The organism is Streptomyces sp. NPDC048483 (assembly GCF_040651455.1).
Taxonomy (GTDB): domain Bacteria; phylum Actinomycetota; class Actinomycetes; order Streptomycetales; family Streptomycetaceae; genus Streptomyces.
Genome location: NZ_JBEZJZ010000020.1, coordinates 79,273 through 103,015 on the forward strand (window position 1 = coordinate 79,273; position 23,743 = coordinate 103,015).

General features: G+C 68.9%; 21 protein-coding genes and 5 pseudogenes. 9 read left to right on the forward strand and 17 right to left on the reverse strand.

The window, feature by feature from the left end:
• Positions 1-105: 105 nt before the first annotated feature.
• Positions 106-948 carry a helix-turn-helix transcriptional regulator gene (locus tag AB0D04_RS13745; RefSeq protein ID WP_362702585.1) on the reverse strand — a complete coding sequence of 281 codons (843 nt, stop codon included), beginning with the start codon at positions 946-948 and terminating at the stop codon, positions 106-108.
• Between the two features lie 83 nt (positions 949-1,031).
• Between AB0D04_RS13745 and ilvD the strand changes: the two genes are divergently transcribed.
• The gene (gene ilvD / locus AB0D04_RS13750) at positions 1,032-2,876 is read left to right on the forward strand and encodes a dihydroxy-acid dehydratase (protein ID WP_362702586.1); all 1,845 of its coding nucleotides are present in this window, start codon (positions 1,032-1,034) and stop codon (positions 2,874-2,876) included.
• Positions 2,877-3,195: 319 nt separating this feature from the next.
• Here the strand turns inward: ilvD and AB0D04_RS13755 are convergent, their stop codons facing one another.
• Positions 3,196-3,402 (reverse strand): hypothetical protein, encoded by a 207-nt coding sequence (locus tag AB0D04_RS13755; protein WP_362702588.1) that lies wholly within the window; start codon positions 3,400-3,402, stop codon positions 3,196-3,198.
• Positions 3,403-3,835: 433 nt separating this feature from the next.
• On the opposite strand from AB0D04_RS13755, the pseudogene AB0D04_RS13760 reads away from it, so the two are divergent.
• The 5 genes and pseudogenes from AB0D04_RS13760 to AB0D04_RS13780 form a co-directional block, all read left to right on the forward strand.
• Positions 3,836-4,216, forward strand: a pseudogene (locus tag AB0D04_RS13760) (site-specific recombinase); the annotation flags it as partial.
• Between the two features lie 204 nt (positions 4,217-4,420).
• Positions 4,421-5,218: a thymidylate synthase gene (locus AB0D04_RS13765; protein WP_362702631.1), complete on the forward strand. Its 798-nt coding sequence runs from the start codon at positions 4,421-4,423 to the stop codon at positions 5,216-5,218.
• A complete protein-coding gene (locus AB0D04_RS13770; RefSeq protein WP_362702590.1) occupies positions 5,215-5,718 on the forward strand; it encodes a dihydrofolate reductase in 504 nt (167 codons plus the stop codon). The genes AB0D04_RS13765 and AB0D04_RS13770 overlap by 4 nt, the downstream gene beginning before the upstream one ends.
• Positions 5,719-5,843: 125 nt before the next feature.
• Complete coding sequence (locus AB0D04_RS13775) at positions 5,844-6,086, forward strand: hypothetical protein (protein WP_362702592.1); 243 nt, start codon at positions 5,844-5,846, stop codon at positions 6,084-6,086.
• Positions 6,087-6,446: 360 nt separating this feature from the next.
• On the forward strand, positions 6,447-6,602 hold the full coding sequence (locus AB0D04_RS13780; RefSeq protein ID WP_362702593.1) for a hypothetical protein: 156 nt from the start codon (positions 6,447-6,449) through the stop codon (positions 6,600-6,602).
• Positions 6,603-6,661: 59 nt separating this feature from the next.
• Here AB0D04_RS13780 and AB0D04_RS13785 read toward each other — a convergent pair whose 3' ends face one another.
• Together AB0D04_RS13785 and AB0D04_RS13790 are read right to left on the reverse strand one after the other, a co-directional pair.
• Entirely contained in the window at positions 6,662-7,363 is a 702-nt protein-coding gene (locus AB0D04_RS13785; protein ID WP_362702595.1) for a 2-phosphosulfolactate phosphatase, read from the reverse strand.
• 143 nt (positions 7,364-7,506) lie between these two features.
• The gene (locus tag AB0D04_RS13790) at positions 7,507-8,733 is read right to left on the reverse strand and encodes an MFS transporter (protein WP_362702597.1); all 1,227 of its coding nucleotides are present in this window, start codon (positions 8,731-8,733) and stop codon (positions 7,507-7,509) included.
• 99 nt (positions 8,734-8,832) lie between these two features.
• Between AB0D04_RS13790 and AB0D04_RS13795 the strand changes: the two genes are divergently transcribed.
• On the forward strand, positions 8,833-9,918 hold the full coding sequence (locus AB0D04_RS13795) for a helix-turn-helix domain-containing protein (protein ID WP_362702598.1): 1,086 nt from the start codon (positions 8,833-8,835) through the stop codon (positions 9,916-9,918).
• 883 nt (positions 9,919-10,801) lie between these two features.
• Here AB0D04_RS13795 and AB0D04_RS13800 read toward each other — a convergent pair.
• From AB0D04_RS13800 to AB0D04_RS13830, 7 genes and pseudogenes are all read right to left on the reverse strand, one after another.
• Positions 10,802-11,302, reverse strand: coding sequence for a hypothetical protein (locus AB0D04_RS13800; RefSeq protein WP_362702600.1), 501 nt, complete (start codon positions 11,300-11,302; stop codon positions 10,802-10,804).
• Positions 11,303-11,398: 96 nt separating this feature from the next.
• Entirely contained in the window at positions 11,399-11,836 is a 438-nt protein-coding gene (locus tag AB0D04_RS13805; RefSeq protein WP_362702602.1) for a hypothetical protein, read from the reverse strand.
• 288 nt (positions 11,837-12,124) lie between these two features.
• On the reverse strand, positions 12,125-12,712 hold the full coding sequence (locus AB0D04_RS13810; protein ID WP_362702632.1) for an SUKH-4 family immunity protein: 588 nt from the start codon (positions 12,710-12,712) through the stop codon (positions 12,125-12,127).
• On the reverse strand, positions 12,691-13,371 hold the full coding sequence (locus AB0D04_RS13815) for an NAD(P)H-dependent oxidoreductase (RefSeq protein ID WP_362702603.1): 681 nt from the start codon (positions 13,369-13,371) through the stop codon (positions 12,691-12,693). The genes AB0D04_RS13810 and AB0D04_RS13815 overlap by 22 nt, the downstream gene beginning before the upstream one ends.
• 34 nt (positions 13,372-13,405) lie before the next feature.
• Complete coding sequence (locus AB0D04_RS13820) at positions 13,406-13,738, reverse strand: metalloregulator ArsR/SmtB family transcription factor (RefSeq protein WP_362702605.1); 333 nt, start codon at positions 13,736-13,738, stop codon at positions 13,406-13,408.
• A gap of 404 nt (positions 13,739-14,142) precedes the next feature.
• A complete protein-coding gene (locus tag AB0D04_RS13825) occupies positions 14,143-14,520 on the reverse strand; it encodes a hypothetical protein (RefSeq protein ID WP_362702606.1) in 378 nt (125 codons plus the stop codon).
• Positions 14,521-15,044: 524 nt separating this feature from the next.
• Positions 15,045-15,158 (reverse strand): annotated as a pseudogene (locus AB0D04_RS13830) (IS5/IS1182 family transposase); the annotation flags it as partial.
• Between the two features lie 232 nt (positions 15,159-15,390).
• Between AB0D04_RS13830 and AB0D04_RS13835 the strand changes: the two are divergent.
• Complete coding sequence (locus AB0D04_RS13835; RefSeq protein ID WP_362702607.1) at positions 15,391-17,154, forward strand: Imm49 family immunity protein; 1,764 nt, start codon at positions 15,391-15,393, stop codon at positions 17,152-17,154.
• A gap of 527 nt (positions 17,155-17,681) precedes the next feature.
• Here the strand turns inward: AB0D04_RS13835 and AB0D04_RS13840 are convergent.
• The 3 genes and pseudogenes from AB0D04_RS13840 to AB0D04_RS13850 form a co-directional block, all read right to left on the reverse strand.
• Positions 17,682-17,939: a hypothetical protein gene (locus AB0D04_RS13840; RefSeq protein ID WP_362702609.1), complete on the reverse strand. Its 258-nt coding sequence runs from the start codon at positions 17,937-17,939 to the stop codon at positions 17,682-17,684.
• Between the two features lie 704 nt (positions 17,940-18,643).
• A pseudogene (locus AB0D04_RS13845) lies at positions 18,644-19,092 on the reverse strand (putative RNA methyltransferase); the annotation flags it as partial.
• A 338-nt stretch (positions 19,093-19,430) separates the two neighbouring features.
• On the reverse strand, positions 19,431-19,904 hold the full coding sequence (locus AB0D04_RS13850) for a hypothetical protein (protein ID WP_362702610.1): 474 nt from the start codon (positions 19,902-19,904) through the stop codon (positions 19,431-19,433).
• A 362-nt stretch (positions 19,905-20,266) separates the two neighbouring features.
• Here AB0D04_RS13850 and AB0D04_RS13855 point away from each other — a divergent pair.
• Positions 20,267-21,169 (forward strand): annotated as a pseudogene (locus AB0D04_RS13855) (GNAT family N-acetyltransferase).
• 366 nt (positions 21,170-21,535) lie between these two features.
• On the opposite strand, the gene AB0D04_RS13860 reads toward AB0D04_RS13855, so the two are convergent.
• From AB0D04_RS13860 to AB0D04_RS13870, 3 genes and pseudogenes are all read right to left on the reverse strand, one after another.
• A complete protein-coding gene (locus AB0D04_RS13860) occupies positions 21,536-22,459 on the reverse strand; it encodes an RNA polymerase sigma-70 factor (RefSeq protein WP_362702612.1) in 924 nt (307 codons plus the stop codon).
• Between the two features lie 155 nt (positions 22,460-22,614).
• Positions 22,615-23,088 carry a carboxymuconolactone decarboxylase family protein gene (locus AB0D04_RS13865; RefSeq protein ID WP_362702614.1) on the reverse strand — a complete coding sequence of 158 codons (474 nt, stop codon included), beginning with the start codon at positions 23,086-23,088 and terminating at the stop codon, positions 22,615-22,617.
• Positions 23,089-23,255: 167 nt separating this feature from the next.
• Positions 23,256-23,714, reverse strand: a pseudogene (locus AB0D04_RS13870) (transposase); the annotation flags it as partial.
• Positions 23,715-23,743 lie beyond the last annotated feature (29 nt).

Sequence of the window (23,743 nt, forward strand, 5' to 3'; positions counted from 1 at the left end):
TCCCGACCGTGAGCAGGCAGGACGCGAGCAGCGGGCCCGGGGCCACCTCAGAACACTGCGACCCGCCGACCCGTGCGTCCCCCGAGGGGCCACCGCTCCGGGGCTTCATTGTCGACCAGCAGGCACCCAGGCAGCCCGATTCGGCCCCATCAACCTGTCGACCGGGGTGTAGAGGACGATGTGCAGGCCGGGGTGGTCGGCGGGGGCCAGTCGGTGGTGCTCGTAACGCAGCACCCCGGATGTCGGGTGGTGGAACACTCGCTCGCGGGAGGCGAACCCCTCGATGTGATGGTCCCGCCAGGCGTCACGGAAGGGCTCGCTGGCCTCCAACAGGCGCTGGATGGCGGGAGATTGGGCCAGGTCGCCCAGGCGGGGCCCGGCTTCGGCACGGAATTCGGCGAGAAAGCGGCGGCTGGTGGTCTCCCAGTCGGGCAGCAGGCCACGGACGTACGGGTCGGTGAACACCAGCCAGAGCAGGTTGCGTTCGCCGGGCGCGGCGGCGGCCACGTTCGGGTACAGGCCGAGGTACGCGGTGTTCCAGGCGGTGATCGTCCAGTCGGGGGCGATGGCGTACGCGGGGAAGCCGGCCAGCGCGTCCAGGAGCCGCTGCACATGGGCGGGCGCGGCCGGTTCGGCCGGTTCGGCGGGCGCGGACAAGGCGGCGTACCCGGCGAGGGACAGGACGTAGGAATGCTCTGCGGCGGTGAGGCGCAGGGTGCGGGCCAGGGCGTCGAGGACCTGGCGGGAGGGCTGGATGTCGCGGCCTTGCTCGAGCCAGGTGTACCAGGTGGCGCTGACCCCGGAGAGGGTCGCGACCTCCTCGCGGCGCAGCCCGCCGCGGCGGCGCGGGCCTGCCGGAGGCAGCCCCACAGCGGTCGGGTCCAGATGCGTGCGTCGGGCGCGCAGGAAGCTGCCCAGCTCCGCCCGTCTGTGTGCCACCGTGTCCATCCGGTCAGCGTATGTGCTGGTAGTGGGAGTACTAGCAGTGAGGGCGTCTTCGCCCGGTCCGCTCACCGCGTGAGTATCAGGGCATGCCACAGCTGAGATCACACACAGTCACCCACGGACGGAACATGGCCGGGGCGCGCGCCCTGATGCGCGCCTCCGGCGTCCCCGGCGAGGACATCGGCGTCAAACCGGTCGTCGCGGTCGCCAACAGCTTCACCGAGTTCGTGCCGGGGCACACCCATCTGCAGCCGGTGGGACGCATCGTCGGCGAGGCGGTGCGGGCGGCTGGCGGGATCCCTCGGGAGTTCAACACCATCGCGATCGACGACGGGATCGCCATGGGGCACGCCGGAATGCTCTACTCGCTGCCGTCGCGCGACCTGATCGCCGACTCCGTCGAGTACATGGTCCAGGCGCACTGCGCCGACGCCCTGGTCTGCGTCTCCAACTGCGACAAGATCACCCCGGGCATGCTGATGGCCGCCCTGCGCCTGAACATCCCCACCGTGTTCGTCTCCGGCGGCCCCATGGAGGGCGGACGGGCCGTGCTGAGCGACGGCACGGTCCGCACCCGCCTGGACCTTGTCACCACCATGTCCGAGGCCGTCAACACCGACGTGTCCGACGCCGACATGGCCCGCATCGAGGAGTCGGCCTGCCCGACCTGCGGTTCGTGCGCGGGCATGTTCACCGCCAACTCCATGAACTGCCTCCTGGAAGCACTTGGCCTGGCCCTGCCCGGCAACGGCTCCACGCTGGCCACCCACACGGCCCGCCGGGCCCTGTACGAGCAGGCCGGCCGCACCGTCGTGGAACTCGCCGCACGCCACTACGGCAAGGACGACGCCTCCGTGCTGCCCCGTGCGATCGCCTCCCGGCACGCCTTCGACAACGCCATGGCGCTCGACCTGGCCATGGGTGGCTCCACCAACACCGTCCTGCACCTGCTCGCCGCCGCCCGCGAAGCAGACCTCGGCTACACCCTTGCCGACATCGAGGCCCGCTCCCGCGAGGTGCCCTGCCTGTGCAAGGTCGCCCCCAACGGCACGTACCTCATGGAGGACGTCCACCGGGCCGGCGGCATTCCCGCCCTGCTCGGTGAACTCCACCGCGCCGAACTGCTCCACGAGGACGTCCACGCCGTCCATGCCGGCTCGCTCACCGACTGGCTCGCCGCCTGGGACGTCCGCGGGCCCGCACCGGCGCCCGAGGCGATCGACCTCTTCCACGCCGCCCCTGGAGGCGAGCGCTCCGCGACGGCGTTCTCCCAGTCGGCCCGCTGGCACTCTCTCGATCTGGACAGCGCGAACGGCTGCATCCGGGACGTGTCGCACGCGCACTCCGCCGAAGGCGGTCTTGCCGTGCTGCGCGGCAACCTGGCGCCCGACGGTGCCGTGGTGAAATCCGCTGGAGTCCCCGACGGCCTCGAGGTCTTCACCGGGCGCGCGGTGGTCACCGAGTCCCAGGAAGAAGCGGCGGAAGCGATCCTCGCCGGGCGGGTGACCCCCGGCAGCGTCCTCGTCATCCGTTACGAAGGCCCGCGCGGCGGCCCCGGCATGCAGGAGATGCTGTATCCCACCGCCTACCTCAAGGGCCGGGGCCTTGCCGGGTCCTGCGCGGTGGTCACCGACGGCCGTTTCTCCGGCGGCACTTCCGGCCTGGCCATCGGACACGTCTCCCCCGAGGCCGCGGCCGGCGGCCCCCTGGCACTTGTCGAGGACGGCGACACCGTGACCGTCGACATCCCCGCCCGCACGCTCCATCTGCACGTCCCGCCCCCGGAACTCGCCGCCCGGCGCACCCGCCTGGAGCAGGGAGAAGGCTACTGGCCCCGGGAACGCGACCGCCCCCTCTCCACCGCCCTGCGCGCCTACGCGGCCCTGGCCCAGTCCGCCGACAAGGGCGCTGTACGCGAGATCGCACGCTAGCCGCACACCCCTCACCCGGGCCACCGACCCGGCCGGCATCGCCTGGCCGATGCCGCAGGTTCCGGCCCGAATCGTCACGGCGACGCGCATGGCCGCAGAGTCCCGCAACAGCTCGTAGACCGCCTTCGGTGAGCACGCCGTGGCGGACAAGCGTGTCGCCTGTCTCGAAGGGCAGGTCGTCCATGAAGCGTTCCTTCTTCGGGTCGTGGTCCGCCCGCCGCCGACGGCGGGCGGACCGTGTGCGGCCGTGCCAGATCGCACAGACCGCGGTGCCCCGACCCGCCCGGCATGGACCTCCGCGCCGCGCGAGCCGGGACGCTTACTGGTCCCGCACCTTGCGGGCGGTGGCCGCGTAACGGGCCGTGTAGTCCACGGCCTTGGCCGTCAGGCGCAGCCAAGCGGCCGGGTCGGCGCCCTCGCCGGATTCTTCGGCCAGGGCGCGGGCGTGCCGGACGGTGTTGGCCGCGATGTTTTTGGGGCGGCCATCGGGCTGCATGGCGGCATAGGCGTCGGCATCGTCGGCCAAGAGAGTGGCGCAGCCGCGCAGCCGCTCACGCAGGACGTCGGCGGATTCACCGGTTGCCGCGCGCCCGGGTGGTGCCTCTGTCCGCTCCGCCGACGTCGTACACCGCGGCGGTCGAGCGGTACCTCACCGGTGCGGGCATCGAGAAGTGCTCCGCGCGGATCTACCGGATCTCGCTGACGACGTGGGGGGATGTTCGCCGGCGAACCGGCGCCAACCTCACCTGCCCGCCGGGGCGCGAAGCCGCCCCTCTTCCCCGTCGCCGCGATCGACGACCCGGCGCTGCCGGAGGTGCTGGCCGAGCTGGCCGGCGCCGCCGGACCGCACCAGGGCCGTGGCGGAGAACCAGATCGCCGCCCTGTGGCGCCTGGACGTCGCCCTCCGGGAGAAGACGCAGTGGAAGATCCTCTACGAGGCCGCCGCACGGGCCGACGAGGTGCTGTGCCTCCACGTGGAAGACCTGTACCCGCAGAACAAGCGCGGCAGGATCACCGCCAAGGGCGGGGCGACCGAGTGGATTCACTGGCAGTCCGGCACCGCCCAGCTCCTGCCCCGCCTCATCGCCCGCCGTACCCGCGGCCCGCTGTTCCTCCCCGACCGCAAGGCCCCCGCCGGAACGCCAACCCTCGACGTGTGCCCGGAGACCGGCCGGGCCCGTCTGTCGTATCGCCGGGCCGATGAGATCTTCGAGGAGAACACCCGGCTGCCGGACAACCCGCTCGTCTCACCCGAGGACATCGAGGACCTGGACGGCTGGACACTCCACCGGCTTCGTCACAGTGCTCTGACACACCACGCCGAGGGCGGTACGTCCACTCCGATGCTGCTTGCCCGCTCCCGGCACGCCTCCGTCCGCTCCGTGGAACGGTATGCCCGCCCCGGAGTCGACGCTGTCGCCCGTCACGTCGCCGAAGCGACCCCGCCGCCCGCCGCCGGGCCTGAGCCGCCCACTGGTGCCCCGGCGTACGGGGGAGACACGCCGTCGAGTGCTCCTCGTAGGTGGCCAGTAGACTCGACGGCCGTGGCAGACACCCAGTACGAAGACCTGTTGCGGCTGGTGCTCACTTCCGGGACGGCCAAAGCCGACCGGACGGGCACCGGCACCCGAAGTGTCTTCGGGCATCAACTACGCTATGACCTCTCGCAGGGGTTCCCGCTGGTCACCACCAAAAAGGTGCATCTCAGGTCCATCGTGTACGAGCTGCTCTGGTTCCTGCGTGGCGACTCGAACGTCGGCTGGCTGCGTGAGCACGGCATCACCATCTGGGACGAATGGGCCGACGCGAGCGGCGAACTCGGTCCGGTTTACGGCGCACAGTGGCGCTCCTGGCCCGCCCCGGACGGCAGGCACATCGACCAGATCAGCGAGGTTCTCGACACTCTGCGCCGCGACCCGGACTCCCGTCGGATGATTGTCTCCGCCTGGAACGTCGCCGAGCTGGCCAAGATGGCACTTGCGCCGTGTCACGCCTTCTTCCAGTTTTACGTCGCCGACGGCAAGCTGTCCTGCCAGCTGTACCAGCGCAGCGCGGACCTGTTCCTCGGCGTCCCGTTCAACATCGCCAGCTATGCCCTGCTCACGCACATGGTGGCGCAGCAGGCAGGCCTCAGGCCGGGCGACTTCATCTGGACCGGCGGCGACTGCCACATCTACGACAATCACGTCGAGCAGGTGACCGAGCAGCTCTCGCGCACCCCGTTCGAGTTTCCCGGGTTGCGTCTGCGCCAAGCCGACTCGCTTTTCGACTATGCCTACGCCGATGTCGAGGTGCTCGACTACCAGCACCACCCGGCCATCAAGGCCCCGGTCGCGGTATGAACGTCGGGCTGATCTGGGCGCAGACCCTCGGTGGCGTGATCGGCGCGGACAACGCGATTCCGTGGCGACTGCCTGAGGACATGGCGCATTTCAAGGCAACCACCCTGGGCTGTCCAGTGGTAATGGGGCGCAAAACATGGGATTCGCTGCCTCCGCGATTCCGGCCGCTGTCGGGCAGGCGCAACATCGTGGTGACTCGCGATCCACGATGGCTGGTCGACGGCGCGGAACGTGCCGGTTCCATCGCCCAGGCTCTGGAACTCGCAACCGAGCCGTTGGAGCCAGCCGCCCCTGCTGAGGCATGGGTGATCGGTGGCGGGGAAGTTTATCGTGCCGCCCTGGGATACGCCACGATGCTTTCGGTGACTGAAGTCGACTCGACGGTGTCCGGCGACACCTACGCCCCGATACCGGACCCGACGTGGAAAGTCGCCGAGGACAAAGGCTGGCAGTCCTCGACGTCCGGGCTGCGCTATCGCATCCGCAGATACACCCGGTGACAGTCAACTCACAACCCTGACCTGGACGAGTATACGAAGACCGACCTGGTCAAGCTCGTCTCGCATCTGGTGGACGTGATCGGGCACGACCAACGCCGCGAGGAGCAGGTGCGGGCTGAGCTGCTGTGGCAGATGCGCGGGGCCTGATCGAGCCGCCGACCGCGGCCCAGGTCGAGACGATCACCCGGTCCGCTCTGCACCAGGCCGACGAACGGGCCGTCGCCGAGGTCGCCGCACGGCTCGCGCGGGAAGAGGACTGTCCCCGCCGGCTGGACGCGTTGGTCTTCGCCGACCCGACGGCGGGCCGGAGGGGGTACGCCAGAACCGGGACATTCGCCGCGCCGCCCCTCCCCTGCCGCAGCTCGTAGCGGCGCAGAGCCTGTCGTTCATCGAACCGCACCCGTAGACCTGATGGCTGCTCTGGAGCAGAGCGTTCAGGCGGTGCGGGCGCACCGCCGGGCCGGTCACGCCGGCAACCGGGAGACGACGAAGCCCCGAACGGAACCACGGAGGAAGCGGCTGGGCGAATCGCATGGAGAGATGCGTTGGGCCGCGTGGGCTCCCTGGCGTCGGACGGTGGCTGGTTTGCTCTCTACGGCGGGACAGTGCGGGAGGTGAGGCTGAGTCCCTGGCCAGCCGGTCATCACCGAGCGAGGGGGCAGAACCCATGCCGTACGAGGACGGCGCGTGTCCTGAGAACGCCACGAGCGGCTACTACGAGACTCACGATGTCGACACGTTCTACGACGTCGTCCGGGGCGGCGAGGACCCTGGCGCCGGGGGCCACCGTGCTGGACCTGGGGTCCGGATACGGCGGGCCCGCCCGGTACCCGGCCAGGACCTTCGGCTGCCAGGTGATCGCCCTCAACGTCAGCGAGGCCTGATGCCGCATACCCGACCGGATGCTGGTTCTCGCATGGCGAGAGTGGGACCTCACCAGCGATCAGATCGAAGCCTCGTCGGTCAGCGAAGGCACGGCGCACGGACGGAGGACCATAAGCGAGTCCTCCAAGGTCGCCACCATGGCAAAGGGGAACCGGTCGAGCTCAAGACAGAGTGCGACGTCATCAGGATGGACTCCTTGACGCACACCCTCGGCCAGTTCGGCGGCGGCGCGTGACTCGGCAGCGCGGCGGAGGAACTCAGCAGCATCCGTCCCCGTCTCGGTGGCTCTCCGAGCGATGTATTGAGCGCACGCCAGATCTTCATCGGCGTGCCCGTCCTCGCCAGTGACCACGAACGTGACACTGTCACACTCGCGTGTCCGCAAGAGCCGAGCCGTTGCCTCCGCCACCACGAAGCTGGCGCACAGCACCAGCGACGCCTCCTTGACCGCAAGGGCGCCGACCGTCCCTGCCGTGGTTTTCTGCACAACGGTCCGTCCGCCAAGGTCAAGAGACCGCAGCAGACCCGGCGAGTTGACGGTGTCGAACCCGGGCGCGGGCGGACCGTCTTTGAGCGCCACCCAATCCGGGTGGCGAGTCTTGAGCGCCAGGGCTTCGTCCAGCGACTCAGCAAGAACGATCTTTTCCGCCCCCTGGGCAAAGGCCCAGGCAGCCACGGTGAAAGCGCGCATGACGTCGACTACGACCGCCACGGACGGGACTTCGACCAGATCAGCGATACCAAGGGAACGAGCGTCCATTCGGATCATGATCGCGCATGCCCGACCCGAGGCACCCAGAGAGTGATACGCATCACATCGATGGTCTCGGAATGCGACACCCCCGGCTGCCTGCGTCGCGAAAGCAGTGCGCAACGACACGCCTGCTCAATCGCCACACGGGGTCACCCGCGGCAGGAACCGCTGAGTCGCGTTCCTTGATCCTTCTCGGTGGCAACGGCGGAGGCGGAGAGGAGCGTCGCAGCGGCGAGGCTGCCCCAGAGGGCGGCCGGGCCGTGGGGTGCGAGAGCGGTAATGACCGCCGGGGAGACGGCGAGACCTAAGCCCGTGGAGAGCTCGAAGCGGGCGAGGGTGCGTCCCAGGACATGGGCCGGGGCGAGGGCGGTGACGAGCGCGGTGGCGCTGCCGGCATAGATGATCTCGCCGATGGTGCAGACCACGGACACCGTGGCGACGGCCGGGGCAGCCCCGCCGTGTCCCAGTGAGGTGGCCGCGAGGAAGCCGAGGTAGGACGCGGTGAGTACCACGCCGGCGAGGGCCAGCACGGTCCGCCGGGAGAAGCGGGACATCAGGACGGTGACCGGCACCTGCAGGGTGACCACCAGCACCGTGTTGGCCACGAAGATGGCTGCCGACCACACCGGGGATGCGTGCAACTGTGTCACCAGGACCAGAGGGAGCGCGATTTCGGGGACGTTGAGGCAGAAGACGTAGACCACGTTGGCGGCCAGCAGCGCGCGCATCCGGGGAGCGGGCCCGTCGTCCCCGTCCTTGGCCGGGGCAGCGGCCGGACACGCGTGCAGGTGGACCGACCACGCCAGGGCCGCCGCAGCGAGATAGGCGAGCCCGGTGACCGCTGCCAGCGCCTGCAACGCGGCGGTACCGCCCGCCAGGCATGCGGTGGCGAGGAGCGCGCCCACGCCCAGGCCGGCGTTGCGCAGGGCGCGGCCTCCCGCGAGAGCGGCGTCGCGTTCCCGGCCGTGGGCGACCGTGGCCACGAGAGCCGCGTGGGCGGCCGGCCATGCCTGGTTGCCGATGCCGAGGAGGAGCGCCGCCGTAGCGAACAGCCAGACGTGCCCCGCCGGGGTGGCCAGCAGCAGCGCCACGCCCAGCACCCGCACCAGCATCGACGCTGCCACGACCGTGCTGCGTGCGCCGCGGTCCAGCCATCGGCCCACCGCTGGCATGCACACCAGACCCACGACGACGCCGACCGTCATGGCGATGCCGGTGGCCGGCGCGGACAGCCTCAGGACCGTCACCCCGTAGAGGAGCAGGAAGGGCCGCAGCAGGCCGGTGCCGAGCGCGTCCACGGCCAGGGCGACGGCATAGCGGGGGCCTCCGGAGGCACGGACGAGGGCGCGGGGCTGGATCTTGGTGGTGGTTGCCATGGCGGCAACGGTGCGTTCGGCCGCCGGGCCGGCCACGTCGGTTGACGGACACCGTCAATCGACGCCGCCGCCGGTCGTCCGGCCAGCGATGATGAAGGGATGACGCTGCGCATCGACATCAGCGGCCTGCCGTCCGAGCGACTGCGGTTCGCCGCCTCCCCGCTGGCCGAACTGACCGCGATGCTGCACGTGCTGGCCGAACCCGGGCATCATCCGCAGCTCGCCGGCTGGGCCGGGGATGTCTGGGCCGGGCTGCGGCCGGAGCCGGCCGAGCGGTTGCGGGAGGCGGAGTTCCTCTGGCGTTCCTCACAAGCCGACTTCCTGCTCCCCGCCCGGCCTCGGCCGACCCTCGCCCAGGAGTTGGACGATGTGGACCGGATCGACGACGAGACGTATGTGACCGCCGCGCTCGTCACCACGTGCGGCGGCAACCGCGTCCACTTCGCCGCGCCGTCGCCGCTCACCGACGCGACTGCGCGCGAGCGGGCCCTGGACCTGGCCCAGGCCCGCGGCGCGCGGCAAGAGGCCTTCGCGGAACGGCTGCTCGCGGACCCGGCCGCCGTACGGGCGCGGGTGCGCCACACCCTCGAACAGTGCGCCGAGGCCTTCTTCGACGCCGCCTGGACGGGCGTCACCGTGCAGCTCGCCACCGACCTGCGCCTGAAGAACGACCTGCTGAAGCGCCAGGGCATCGGGGCGGCACTCGCATCGGTCTCCGGCGCGGTCACCCTGGCACCGGACGGCGACTGCATCATCGTGGACAAGCTGCAGGACAAGGCGACCGCCGCCCACGGCACCGGGGTCACCTTCATCCCCAGTGTCTTCGGCCGCCCGCACCTGGTGGCGGTCCACGCGCCCGGATGGCAGCCGGTGGTGCAGTACCCCGTGGCCGAGCCGAGTCCGTCAGAGCCGGTTTCGCTGGAAACGGTCACACTACGGCTGGAGGCACTCACACATCCGGTACGGCTGCGGCTGCTGCGCACCCTGGCCCGCGGCCCGCACACCACCGGTGAGCTGGCCCACACCTGGGAACTTTCACCCCCGGAGGTTTCCCGTCACCTCGCTGTCCTGCGCCGCGCGGGCCTGCTCACGACCCGGCGGCAGGGTCGTTACGTCCGTTACACCCTCAATCTGCCCGACCTGACGGCGCTGGGCACCGACCTGCTGGCGGCCGTACTGCGCTGAGTGGCTCCGGTGTGCCGGAACGCGGGCGACCGCCGCCTGTCTGCAACCGGCCTCGGTGCGAGCGGGGCCGGCAGCTGCTGATCACACCCCGGGCCGGTCAGACGGAGGTGATGCCCGCGCCGGCCGCCGAGGCGGAGACGGTGAGCGGCGGGCTCGGGTGGCTGCCCCATTGGCACCCCAGGGGTGAACTGCGCAGGGACGCGTACCGGTTCGTCCTGGTGGAGGGCATACACCCAGAGGAGCCGGACAAGCGGTTCGGCACCGGCCCGCTGGAGCCGGTGGCGAGCGAGACGGATTCTGGGATCTCCCGTACTCATGGCGGCAGGAGCGCCGCGGCCCCATGGCCGGATCGGCGCCCGGGACGGCTGGAGCTTCGCCTTCGAGTCGGCCCGCCGGCCGGGCTTCGACCCCGTCCGACTGACTCACCCAGGCACCGAGCTCTCGCGCGGCACCGCGCCCTCAAGGTCTGGCGGGAGCCGGGCCTGTTCCACTTTGCCTGCGCTGAGGACGGCAAGGAGCGGTGCGCCGTCACGGTCCACGAGGCGGAGCGACACCAGAGGGCCAACCTCCCTGCCGCGCTCTCCCCCGACCACCTGTTCCCGGGCCCTGCGGCGCGGCGATGCGCCGCAGGCACGGGACCTGCGGGGCAACCCGTTGGCTGGTGAGAGTGACCAGGTCTCACTCACCGGTCAGTGCAGGTCAGTGGCCGTGGCGGTACTGAATGGCGCCGAGCACCACCGCCGAACGGTGCGGGGCCGGCGTGTGGCGGCCGTGGTCGGCCGCGGCGGCCGGAAGGACGACGGTGACCGCATGGGCCGAAGAACCCAGGATGGCAGCGGCGATGCGTGAGACGTCTCGGAGCTGAACCTCGCCAAGTCACCGCTCAAGATTGTCTTGGCTTGTTGCAGAGGAAGCACCCTTCCCAGTGCGGGAGCGCGCTAAGGATCCGGTGTTGTGAGCATGAGGCCAGCGCACGTTCGTCCGGTGCGGGGAACTCTCCGACGAGATGAGCGTCGTCGGCCGGTACGAAGGTCTCGACCATGGCTGTGAACTGGTAAAGGTGGTCACGGGCGAAGGGAGGGTCGTAACCCAGTTCGCTCCAGCGGTGGCGGCTCAACGCGAGTGTGGTGGCGCGCAGCACGAAGTCCTTCGACCGGGCACGTCCCCGCGGAGTGGTGCCCCATGCGATGTCTTGCAGGGCGAATCCGACAGCCCCTCGCCCCATCACGTTCTGGTCCTGCAGTGTCAGAAGAGCCGCGAAGCGGTAGTCCCACACGTCATCAGCAAGATCAGATACCGCAAGCATCAGCACGTCGATGAACACCTCTGTGCCGCCGTTGGACAGGTACAGACTCTTTTCCCCACCACCGAATACGTTCCCCACAGGACCACCGTACAACGCCTCCGGCGCCCCGGACCTGCGGATTTGCGAGGGCAGGCGCCGTGGACAACACACCCGCCAACTCTGCTGCTTGCTCCGTCAAGTGAAGTGCTCACCCGCCAACCCCGGCGGCCGCACCCACGGGGCGAGGCGCTGACCGGGCGCTATGTCCTCCCGCCAGTACCGCAGAACGTTCTCGTGCACGATCTCCAACCGTTCCGCGGCGATGAGGCAGGAGGTCGGCTCCTGCCCGTTCGCGTCCGCTTCGAAGGCGACCAGAACGGACGGTCTTTCACCAAGCTGACGGGTGACTCTCAACCACTCCTCAGCCGCCGGCGCGCGGAAGACCGGATCGTGAAACATCGAGGGACAGCTGACGAAGGCCGGATCGCCGAAGACCAGCTCCAAGCCATGGTGGTACGTGAGGTCGTAGCCGGCGGCCAACCGAACCTGGCTGGTGTCCCAGGCGATGACTTCCCAGTCCCACCAGGAACCCTCAGGCAGCTGGATCGCAGCATGATGACGCTCGGTGTCCACCTTCAGCCCCCTCATCCTGTTCGAAGCGAGCGACAGGCTACATAAGCATTCAGGGCCCTCGGTTTGACGACGTGGATCCCTGACGTTCCACCTGGTGCAGGCACATGATCCGGGAGCTGCCCTGCACCTCCGGCGCCTCGCACAGGGAGACGACCGTCTGGTTGCCGCCCGTCACGCCCCGCAGGCCACCAAGTGGGTCCTGTGTACCGGTTGGTCGCCAAGCCGCCCCCGCCCGAAGGGGCGAAGGGGTCCGGCTTTATTCCCTTGGCGCGCCCTGACGAAGCACGGTCACTCGTTCTCCAGCAGATAGATCCAGGCTTCGGACATCCCCCCGACCTCATCGATCATCCACAGTTCATCGCGGATGTTGACGCGCAGGGCATACCGCTCGTCGTCCCCGTCCACCGTGGCGTGAATACGCAGGCCGACGAGCCACAGCGCCACCATGGTGAGAAAGCCCTCGAGCGAGGCGGCAACCAGCACACCGTCCGGACCGTCGTCGTTAGCGGGTACGCGGAGAACCTGGCCGCCGGTCCCGTCCAGGACGACGGTGCCTCCCATCCACCGGCCGAGCCGGAAGAACGGCCCCTCGCTCTCGGGCTCATCGCCTGCCTCGGGCCACGAGAACTCGGCCAGGAAGCCGTCGCGGTGCGCTGCGATACCCAGACCGCTCTCCTGCAGCTCTGGCATCCCGATGCCGGTGAGGACTCGGCGCGCCGCCTCGTTGACCAGGCCCGCCGGCAGTTGCCCGTCCGTGAAAGTGCGGAAGGCGGCGTCGCCGAGGATCGTGCGCAGATCGGTTGCGGCGGGTGGTGCGACATATCCGAGTTTCCTGGCTTCCGTCGACGCCGGGGTCAGCGAACGGCGGTCTGCGATTCCGCCGCGATGAGCGCGACCGTCTCTCCGACCACGTCCAACGCCGCTGTTCGTTCCTGGTCGGTCATGCGGGCCGGTCCGTAGGTGACCACGGGGTCGAGGACCTGGAAGCCGACGAACTCCAGCATCCCGCGGTGGATGTGGAACAGGAAGTCGTCCATCGAACCGAAGGCGCCACCGGGCCGGAACGACTCACTGGGCCCGCCAGTCGTGAACAACAGCATCGCTCGCTTCTCGGCGAGTGCCGCGTCGCCGAAAAGCCCGTAGTCCCCGCCGAAGACCCCGCCCATCACGAAGACCCGGTCCACCCATCCCTTGAGGATGGCCGGCAGCGAGAACCACCACATCGGGAACGACAGGACGAGCAGATCAGCGGCGAGCAGCCGATCAAGATGGGCCTTGACGGCCGCGTCGAGTGTCCCGTTCTTGACCGCGCGCATCTGTTCGGCCTGCGGCTTGAAGTGGCCTTCTACCAGTGCAAACTCCTCGCGGGCGAGGGTCGGGGCCCAGGCGTCGGAGTAGAGGTCGAGGACGTCGACTCGGTACCCGGCATCGCGCAGGGCCTGAGCCGCAGTGGTCATCTGGGCGGTGCTGAACGAGTGGGGCTCAGGGTGAGCGTGAACGATCAGGGCGGTGGGAGCGGCATCGAAGGTCGACATGAGAAGATCATATCGACGTATTGCGATGTGTCAATCAGAGGGTGGTGTCGATCGCTCGCACCAGCTGCGCCAGCCGGTCTTCATTGCGCCGATAGTGGGTCCACTTGCCCACCCGGGTGGGATACACGAGTCCCGCCCGCTCAAGCGTGCTCATGTAGCTGGAGACGGTCGACTGAGCGAGTCCCGACTTCGCCTGGATGTGCGTGACGCACACACCGACCAACTGGCGATCCGCGATCGGCTCATACTCACTGAAGTGCGTGTCGGGGTCCTTCAGCCACTGCATGATCTGCAAACGGGCAGGGTTCCCAAGGGCCTTGAACACCTCGATCAGATCGACCGAATCCGATCCCGCCGTCACAGCCATGAGCCACCTCTCTCGTCAGACACTCCGACACACCACGATATCTCGATATCACATCCGCAGCGGTCGGCCTCACGGTCGACCCGTCACCAATTCCATGGCCAGCAACACCTAGTGGTGCTCTTTTCCACCACGCGACGACTCCCCCGGCCACGCCCTCGCGGCCTCCGTGGCCGGCGCCCTCGAACCGACCTAACAGGCAGGTCCCCGGAACCCCCCGCGGGACACCGGCGTCGAGTTCGGCTCCAAGTCGATGCCGGCGGGCGTCCGACCGCCGGCTGCCCGGGTACTTGCCGCCGCAGGTGCAGCGCGGCGACCCCGGCGATGCGTTGGCCCGGCTCGCCCTAGGCGTCCACATCGAACGGGCCGGCCGGAACTACCGGCCCGGCAAAGGACCGACCCGGGCGTCAGCACTGTTCGAGAATCTCGGCCTTGCACCGGTCGTATTCGGCGACGGCGGCCGGCACCCCGTCGAAGAAGTCCTCCCAGAACCCGGGCCGCTGCCACTCCCGCGGAGCCAGACTCAACGCCCCGGCATCCAGCGCAGCAACCCAGCAAGCGGGCACACGGTCGCTAACGACAGTGAACATTGACGCGTCCCACAATCCCGGACTGTCGAAGGCCCCAGGCCGGCTGTCGACCGACTCCGGAATGCGAAGCATCACCTTGTCCGCCGTGGTCAACACTTCCAGAACGGGGTACTCGACCCCCATGCGCATGGCTGGGTGATCGCTGACCACCGCACCGGTCGCGGGACTGATGATCTGAACACAGCGGACGATCATCCGCGCAGCCTACAAGCCGCCTGACGTGCGTCAGGTCGGCAAGCAGCACTGAGGCCGCCAAGCAGCAGCAGCCGAAGAAGGAGCACCCTCCCGACTTCCCGCTGTCCGGTGGAGGTTAGCCGCTGCCGTCTCAGGTTTGGCGGTCGAGGAAATCGACCAGCCGTGTTTCTGAACGTGCAAGCCGTTCCCGTTGCTCGCGGGGAAGCGAAGCGAGGGCATCGACGAGGACATGCTTCCGAGGCACGTGCACCATGTTGCCAAAGTAGATCCGGCAACCGGAACACCAGGCGAGTCCGACGCACCGCTCGAACATGGAGGACTCAGGCGGATGGAGGCGGTACTGGTATGAGCGGAAGGGCGTTCCGCAGGCGGCGCAGATCCATCGATCCCCCTCGGAGACCGTGTCCCAAGTCCCCACCTTGCGCCAGTGCTGCCGCCCGGCCGGTGCTCTTCAAGTTGTCATGCTGGGCATTGTCTCCCACAGCGAGTCGCCTGGCATACCCGCCCCAGCGAAAACTGCAGACGTTGCGGCGAGCCTTCGTCAGCCAGCCGAGTGTGCGCTCGACTTTCCAGCGACGGGGCAGGACCACGAAGCCTTTCGCACCGCGCGGCCGGGAGACGGTTTTCAGGGTGAGGCGGAGGAAGTCGTCTGCCCAATTGATGAGCCGGCCGGCAAAGGCGTACGCCCAGACCTGGGTGATCTGCGGGTGGGTAAGGCGCAGTCGCCAGAGCACCTCATAGGGGTGCCGGCTGCAAGCATCGGGATGACCAACGCGACCGAACCGAGCCGGCGATACCGCCGTCCCACCGGCACAGTGTCTGCCCCCACGACTACGCTGCAAGTCGAACCAGTGATCAAGGGGGCAGGGCGTGCGGATCGAGCGTCACAAGGTGGGCGGGGCAGCGGTCTCGGCAGTACGCGACGACTTCGCGAAACGGCTCGGAGGGCAGGTCCGGTCCATGTCGAAGGCCGGGCCGGTAGCCACGTACGAATGGCAGTCGCTCGCAGAGGAATTGCTTGACTACCTGGGCGCACTGTCCGTCGAGAGGCCCGATCTCGACACACCAGAAGCCAAGGCCGTCCTCAAGGATGCCACCGAGGCCGCGGCCGGCGCCGTCGCGTACGCGGCGTACCACCCGCACGTCTCCTTCCAGGTCATGCTCGACTACGTGAACTTCGGGATGAGCTACGACCCCGGAGGCGAGGAGAACCCCTGGGACCGAGTCACCCCTCAACAATGGATCGACGCATTCTGCCTCGCGATCCTGTCCGACAAGGCCAAGTGGCATGGCGAGGCCTTCCACTTCGCCCGGGAGAAGTTCAGCAAGGACGCGGTGGGAAACGCTTCCGTCGAGCTGGTCACTGGCTTCATGGCCCAGGTCATCGGCGACGTCGGTGACGACGACGCGGAGTATCCGCCGAGCGAGCAGGCCAAGCTCGGCGCGATCGACGCCGCGCTGGCCCGGATCCGCATCCGAGCGGAGGAGACCGGCGAGAGCCTGCTCGGCCAGCCGCACACCGTGGCGCTCCAGACCCTGCGTGCTCTGGCCGCAGGAGATCGGGAGGCGTTCGACACCGGTCTGACTGACCTGCTTGTCCCCCTCAGCGAACAGCGCGGCCCAGCTGCCGGGCCGCGCAGCCTCCTCCCACTCCTGCCGATCGCCCTGGCCGCGCTCGCATACCGGGACATGGGCTGGGCTCCGGCGGTCGACACTGACTACCTCCCGCGTGCCCTGGTCACCGGGTTCGAGACCCCCGGCCCGCGCGTCGGCGGTCTAGGCCGCAACCGTCGTCCGGACGCGGTCGCTGTCCTGGCCGAAGGCCCCGTGGTCATCGACCGGCCGATTCCACCCCAGCCCCTGAATCCGGAGAGCGAGGCCCTGTTCGAGCAGTACACCCGGGAGGCATTCACCGAGGTGGACGGTAAGCGCCCCGCCGTATGGCAGCTTGCCAGCGCCCTGCAGGACCAGGAGATCCTCTTCAAGACGCGCGCCTCGCACTCCGCCGATGTCACGGACGTCCAGCTGGCGCACCTGCGCCTGGCCTCCCAACTGGGAGCGGCACTGTTCCGCATAGCCCTCGCCGAGCCCGGTACCGAGGCCGAGGTGACCATCGACGGCCGTACGGTCGCCTACCCGGCCACCCGAGACGAGGAAGCGAGCCCCGGCCACTGGCAGACCGCCACGAACTTCGCGCTGGTCACCGGCGTACGCGAGGACCTCGCCCCGCAGGTGCTCGCCGGTCCGACCTACGTCTGCAAAGACGGCTCGGCGTTCGCCTCGTACCGCGAGGCCCTCCATGACTACCTGAGGGGTGAGGATCCCCTCCCGGCGACGGAGCGTGCCCTGGATGAGGCCAAGCGGGCCAAGGACTGGGGCTTCTTCCCACCGCCCGCCGTTCTCTTCTCCCAACTTGTCGAGGGCGATGAGGAGAGCTTCAACCTGGCCCTGGCCGATGCCCTCGAAGCCCACCGTGATCACTACCAGGTCGCCGACCGCGCTGACGGCTGCGACGCAGCGATCAACATCGACATCCTGGCGCTGACCTGCCACGCCCGCCGCAGGGGCTGGACGATCCGGGTCGAGTCCCCCTACTTGCCGCAGCGGTTGCTCCAGGCGGCCGAACCCTTCTAGCTCCCCAAGCACACAACGGGATCACCTTCCCTCGCGAGGTTCGGCGTTCCTTCTCGCGACATCCCGCAGTGAGACAGAACCAGGAGCTGGGGTCCTCGTCGACGATCTCGGCCTACGCATTCGTGCTGGCGTTGGCGAGCGCCGGTCACCGCCTCGGCGTGTGTGCTGCACCAGGCCGGCATCCGGGACGCCCACTGCTCGGCTTCGAAGTTCGGCTTCCAGTGGCGGTGAGTCAGATGCACCCGAGGGGACCGGGGCACTGCCGGGGCTGACGCTGGTGTGCCCGATCTGCCGGACCAATCCCATCGGGAGCCCGAGGCGTACGGCCCCTACCTGGACGTCGACTTCAGCGCGTCGTGGGCTGCCGTGGTCGGCGCAAGGCAAGGACGCCAGGGTCACAGCGTTGACGGCCCCGAGGTGGAGAACGCCCTCCTCTTCGTGCGGCGTGGGTGCAGCATCGGATGAAGCCGGACCATCCCCGCGGGGGTGGTCATCCTCTGCGGGCAGTACCTTGCACAGACCAGCTTCTACGCGGGCCGGGCGGTCACGATGATCGTGGCAGGTGTTTCGTCGGCGGGGTGTTCCCGATCGGCCCCGGAGGCGTCTGCCGGAGGATCGTAGGTGACGGTGATCTCGCGCCGGTGCCCTTGCTTGTGGTCGGTGTAGGAGTGTTCCGAGGTCTCGGGCGCCGAGCCGCGCAAAGCGTAGGTGCGCCAGAAGTCTCTGACGGTGGATTCGCTTCGTCCGAAGATCTTGTACGTCAGTCGTGCTGTGCCGTTGGACACTGTCGCAGTTTGTGGCAGATAAAAGCGGGATTCGGACGGGTGCTGATCTGGGTGCAGCCCGGCGGTTCGCTCCGCGGCCTCTTCCGGCCTCGTCGGTTCTGCGACGCCCAGGACAATGGTCGCCCACAGTGCCCCTACTGCTGCTGCCGCCGCACAGCCCACCATCAGCAGGGGCAGCCATCGCCGACGGGTTCCCACAGGCCTCAACCCTTCACGTGCGGACTGCTCTGGCCACGCATGTCGAACTCCTATCGCCTCGCCACCACCCGCGCCCGAGCCGTGCAACAGGCCGCGGCCGGTCGGCTGAGAATATCGCCAGGATCGCGCTCCCAGTCGTCGAGCAGGAGACGGACGCTGCCGACGAGCTCTGGGTGCTGTTCGGAAAGCATCGGGCCGTGAACACGTCGGCCGGCCAGGCGGACTGCACGTTCCCGGCGGGGTGGAGGAACCGCGAGAGAACGCACGGCCACACCTGCCGTCACGTGCTTCCCCTTCGGGGTGGTGGTGCCACGGCGCCCGGGCGCGCTCCTTGAGGGAAGAACGCGGCAGGGCGGTCCACGCCGTATCTCTCAACTCCGTCGCCAGGTGATTACCACCGCCGCCAGCACAGCTGCAGAGCGGTAGAGCGGTAGAGCGGTAGAGCGGTAGAGCGGTAGAGCGGTAGACGATCGCAGGCTTGATGCCCCTATGGATGTCAAGCGGCTGGTCAGGGACGTGGGGTACTCCACCTGTTCGGTAACGGCGGCCTCGAAGAAGGGGTCCAGCGCCTGGTGTAGGCGCTGTTCCTTGGCCGGGTCGATCGTGACCATCGCAGGCACTCGGCCGCGGAACTCGGCTGGGTTGCGCGGGGCGAACACGTCCAGCACGACGTCGACCACCGCGCCGGCCAGGGGGGTGCCACGGCTTGGCGGATGGGCAGGTACGTGCCAGTGGACAGGAACCGGTCCCGGGCCTGGACCATGGCCGCCTCGTCGCCGCAGGTGGTGCGGGTGCCCGTCAGGAGGCTGACGTAGCCGTGACGGCCGATCTCGAAGGTGTGACCCGCCGGGCAGCGCAGCGCGCCGCGGTCGGGGTGCAGGCGGCGCGTACGGCACGTTGGGCAGCGCAGCAGGTCGATGGACAGTTCGAGGGCAGGGGGAGGCAACACGGGCACTCGGCACTCCTGGCAACGGGAAGGTAAGAGACCGTGCCTGCACGCGCGTTCAGAAAGTCACTGCGCCAGGAGGGAAGGGGCAGTGCCGGAAACGTGGTTCACGCAGCAGGCACACCAAGGAGGGCGACGCCGTCCGGCATCGCCCTCAACTGAGCCAAACCTGGCCAGCGACGATTCCGACAAGCTCCTCGCTCGTATCAACGGCGTGTGGAGGCCGGGCGAACCCTGGCCACCTCGCCCTCAATACGAGGAACCCCGTGAGGCCGAACTACGGGATTCGATTCGGTCTCGGTGACATAGCGTCATCTGGGACCAGGTGGTCAGCGTTCAGGACGGGGTTATCGGAGCGATCCCTGCTCATCGATGAACACTGTGGGCGTGGACAGGAACACATCGGCTTTCGCCGGGCCGTAGGCGATGTTGAACGTGTCCAGCCAGTACGACCAGTCCTGCGTCCCCGCCATGCTGCTGAAGCGATAGTTGAGCTGCCAGCGCACCCACTGGCCAGGGGCAAGTCGCACTGCCGGGGGCCGCCGCGGCCGGGGCGGCAGCGCAAACAAGGGTTTCACGCGGGGAAAGACCCGCAGCCGTCCGTCGGCTTCGCGGAGTTGGACGTCGATTTTACGGAGGTCTTCCTGGGTATCACGCGGCGCGAAGCCGTCTCGCTCGCGCATGCGAATTACGTGTGCGGAGGCGGCCTCGGCATACGGAAGGGCGAAGCCGATCGGGGCCGCGTTCCTGAGCGAAGCAGCCTCCCCTCCCCGGGACTGCTTCGTCCAGGACGTCCGTATCCACTGGACGGTGATCTCCATGGCGTCCCCCTGCCGACTCGTCGAGGAAGTCACTCTTTGTCCATGACCGTCTGCAAAAGCGTTGTCCGGCTCACCCGTGTGTGCAGGTCAGCGGCCAGACGGCTCCCCGCCCGGCCGCCAAGTGCGACGGTGACAGCCTCCAAAGCCCGCCGGGCCTCAGCTTCACCCGATGCCGAGAGTCCTCCGCGGATACTGCCTGGACGTCTGCGAGCGACCGCGCCCAAGGAAAGCACACGCCCGTGATCACAGATAAGGAGGCGAGAGCGATGCCCACCACGACAGCCGTGCGCTCCCGCCCCTTCCACCGGGCGTCCCAGGTCTGATCCGGGAGCGCGTCACCTTCCCAAAGGATCGCTTCACCCATGACTGAACTGCTCATCCGTCCGCTCACCGCGGGTGAGACACCCCTCTTCACCTCCCTGCCCGACCCGGGCGTCGTCGGCCGCGCCATCCTCGGCGACACCTTCAGCATGATTGCCGACGGCGGCCAGTACCGGCCCGAATGGAGCTGGGTCGCCCTCCGCGACGGCATCGTTGTCGCCCGCGCGGCCTGGTGGGCCAAGCCCGGGGACGAAAAACCCATCGCCCTCGACTGGTTCGACTTCACCGACGCCGACGCCGCTGTCCAACTGCTGCGCACCGCACCTCTGCACGCCGAGTACAGCCTGCTGCTGCCGCCCGGCTGGCGCGAGAAGCCGGACGTTCGAGCCGCAGCCGAGGCCCGGATGGCCGCAGCCGAGGCGGCCGGACTCCGGAAACTGGTCGAGCGCTACCGCTACAGCTGGACCTCCGACTGCCCGCTCCCCGAACGCACCGGGCGCCTGGAGTACCGGCCGGAGCCGGACGACAACGTCATCCGGGGCGTGGTACGCCGGATCCAGGAAGGCTCCTTGGACGCCCATGACCTGCACGACATCGCCGAGTACGGCGAGGACGGGGCCGTCGAGGAGCTGCTCAGCATCCTCAACTCGATGCCTTCCCCAAGGAGCTGGTGACGCGTGGCCCATACCCCGGCCGGCCAACTGGCGGGCTTCCACGTGCCCGCGCGCAACCCGTCAGGCCCCTGCATCGGCTTCATCGGCGTCCTCCCCGAGCAACGCGGCCACGGCTACGCCTACGACCTGCTGGCCGAATGCACCCAAGACCTGGTGACGCGGGGCGCGACGCGTATCGCGGCCGCCACCGACCAGGGGAACTTCCCGATGGCTACACATTTCGCGACGGCGGGTTACCCGGTCAGCGAGGAGCGCATCGACTTCGTCTGACCGTCCGGTGGCTCATGGCCAAAGAACGGCACCCGGAGCCGCCGCTCGGGCATCGATGCGGACCTGTTGGGGACAACAGGTCCGAGCGGGGCTGATCTGCGTGGTCCGGGCCCACAGAGCTTCGGCGAGGACCAGGCCCGCAGCCTGCGCGCAGGCTGCCGAGCACCGCAGGCACCTTCCCGACGCGGCAGCAGCGGCAGCAAGGCTGGGCTGGGCTGGGCTGGGCTGGGCTGCGCCGACGGTGACGAAGAGGGAGATGAAGGCGACGGATGTAGTGCGTGCCGAACATGTGGCAGCAGCGCGGCGAGGAGCCGCGCAGCAGACATGATCTGCCGGTGAACAAGCCGGCCTGCGCCACAGTCGACGTCAGTTCATCTGCCGACGGGCCTGCTTCACCTCGCGGTCGATGGCCCAGGCGTCGGCGACCGGCCCGAGGTGGCCGAGCTTGTCGGGATTGCTCACCGCGCGGATGGTCTGAATCTGCCCGTCGAGCACCTCGAGGACCAGGCTCTGCAGGATCTTGCCGTCCCGGTCGCGGAAGATCGCGCCGGGCTGGCCATTGACCTCATGCGGATCGAACGTCACGTCGATCCGGATCAGCAAGGGGAAGACCGTACCCAGCAGCCGGGCCACGTTCTTTGCTCCCATGACAGCCTTGGCGAGTTGCGGGGCCTTGCCGCCGCCGTCCCCGACCAGTTGCACGTCGGCGGCCAGCAGATTCTGGAGCCCGCCCACATCGCCGTTCTTCAGCGCGTCGAAGAACCGCGTCGCCAGTTTCTGCCGCTCCTGAGCGTCCGCTGCGAACCGCGGCCGCCCGGCCTCCATATGCCGCCGAGCCCGCACCAGCAGCTGCCGGCATGCCGCCTCCGAACGCCCCACCGCCGCGGCGACCTCGTCGAACCCGAAGGCGAACACCTCCCGCAGCAAGAAAACCGCCCGCTCCAGCGGGCTGAGCCGCTCCAGCAGCACCAGCGCCGCCATCGACACCGAGTCGGCCAGCTCCACCGACCGCGCCGGATCCTGATACGGATCGCTCAACAGCGGCTCGGGAAACCACGGCCCGGCGTACTCCTCCCGCCGCACCCGCGCAGAACGCAGCACATCGATCGAGATCCGTGTCACCGCGGTCGACAGAAAGGCCTTGGTCGACGTGGGCCGGGTCACCGAGCCGTCAAATCGCAGCCATGTCTCCTGCACCGCATCCTCGGCCTCACTCACGCTGCCCAGAATCCGGTAGGCGATCGAAAACAGCAGCGGTCGCAGCTCCTCGAAGTCCTCGACCTTGCTCACCCGACTCCCCTCCCCCTGACACCCTCCCACCTGGCCGAACTCGTCGGCGCAGGCAGCTTTTTGTGATCATCCGGACCACCGGCAGGCCAGAGTAACGCCGCCGAGCCCGGGGCTCGGGGCCCGCAGCCGGACCCCGAGCCTGTTGCTGATGCCGTTCAGTGGAACTGCCCGGGCTCGTAGTTGCCGGCCGGCTGCTGGGTGATGACGTTCAGCCGGTTCACCGTGTTCATGAAGGAGACCAGAACCACCAGGGCGGTGAGCTGCTCCACGTCGTAGTGCTTGGCAGCGGACGCCCACACCTCGTCGCTGACCCCGTCGGCCGCATCCGCGACCCGGGTCCCCTCCTCCGCCAGCTCCAGCGCGGCACGCTCGGCCTCGGTGAAGACCGTGGCCTCCCGCCATGCCGCCACCAGGTGCAGCCGCACCGAGGTCTCGCCGGCAGCGGCGGCCTCCTTGGTGTGCATGTCGATGCAGACGGCGCAGCCGTTGATCTGGCTCACGCGCAGCGCCACCAGCTCCTGCGTCGCGGCCGGCAGCGGCGAGTCCTTGAGCGCCTTGCCAACCGACATGAAGTGCTTGAGGGCCTTGCCTGCGGTCGGGCTGGCGAAGAAGTTCAGTCGCGCGTCCATGGTGTGCTCCTCAGTGGTCGTCAGTGGCTACACCCCCTGAGACGGGGTAGCCCGGCCTCCTGTGACATGGACGAATGTGACCTGCGCCTCCCCCGCCGTCGGCGCACGTCGGCCGCCGAAGCAGTACTCCAGCAGCAGGAGGAAGGTGACGGCTCCCCCCGTCGCTGCGTGGGCAGGTACAACCGGCGGTCGATCTGCGTCCGTCGTCGCCGGCGGCACAGGTGAGGAAGGCGCCGACCTGGCTGGGGGCACCATCTCTGGGGGTTTCTCCGTCCGTCGCACGGTCCCGGAGTACTGCCGGTGCACCTCTGCAGATGGGGACTCCTTCTTCAGGAGGTCGGTGTCGCCCACGGTGAGCACGGCGTCGGGTTCGCCGCCGAGGTCCTGGACGACGTGGTCGCGCACATCGTCGAGACCGCATCGGCTTCCCACTCGATCCGATTCAGCAGCCGATGGATACGGGCCGCAGCGGCGTGACCGGCCTGTTCGGCCAGTGTCCAGCCCTTCTTCCGCTCCGGCGAAGCGATCAGTTCCCGCGTATGGGCACGCGCCGACTCCCGCGGCTCCGTCCTGGAAAACCGATGCACGAACCGCTCGTGCACAGCGTCCAGTTCACCGACCCACATTGTTCACCGACCCACCCCCTGGCATCAGC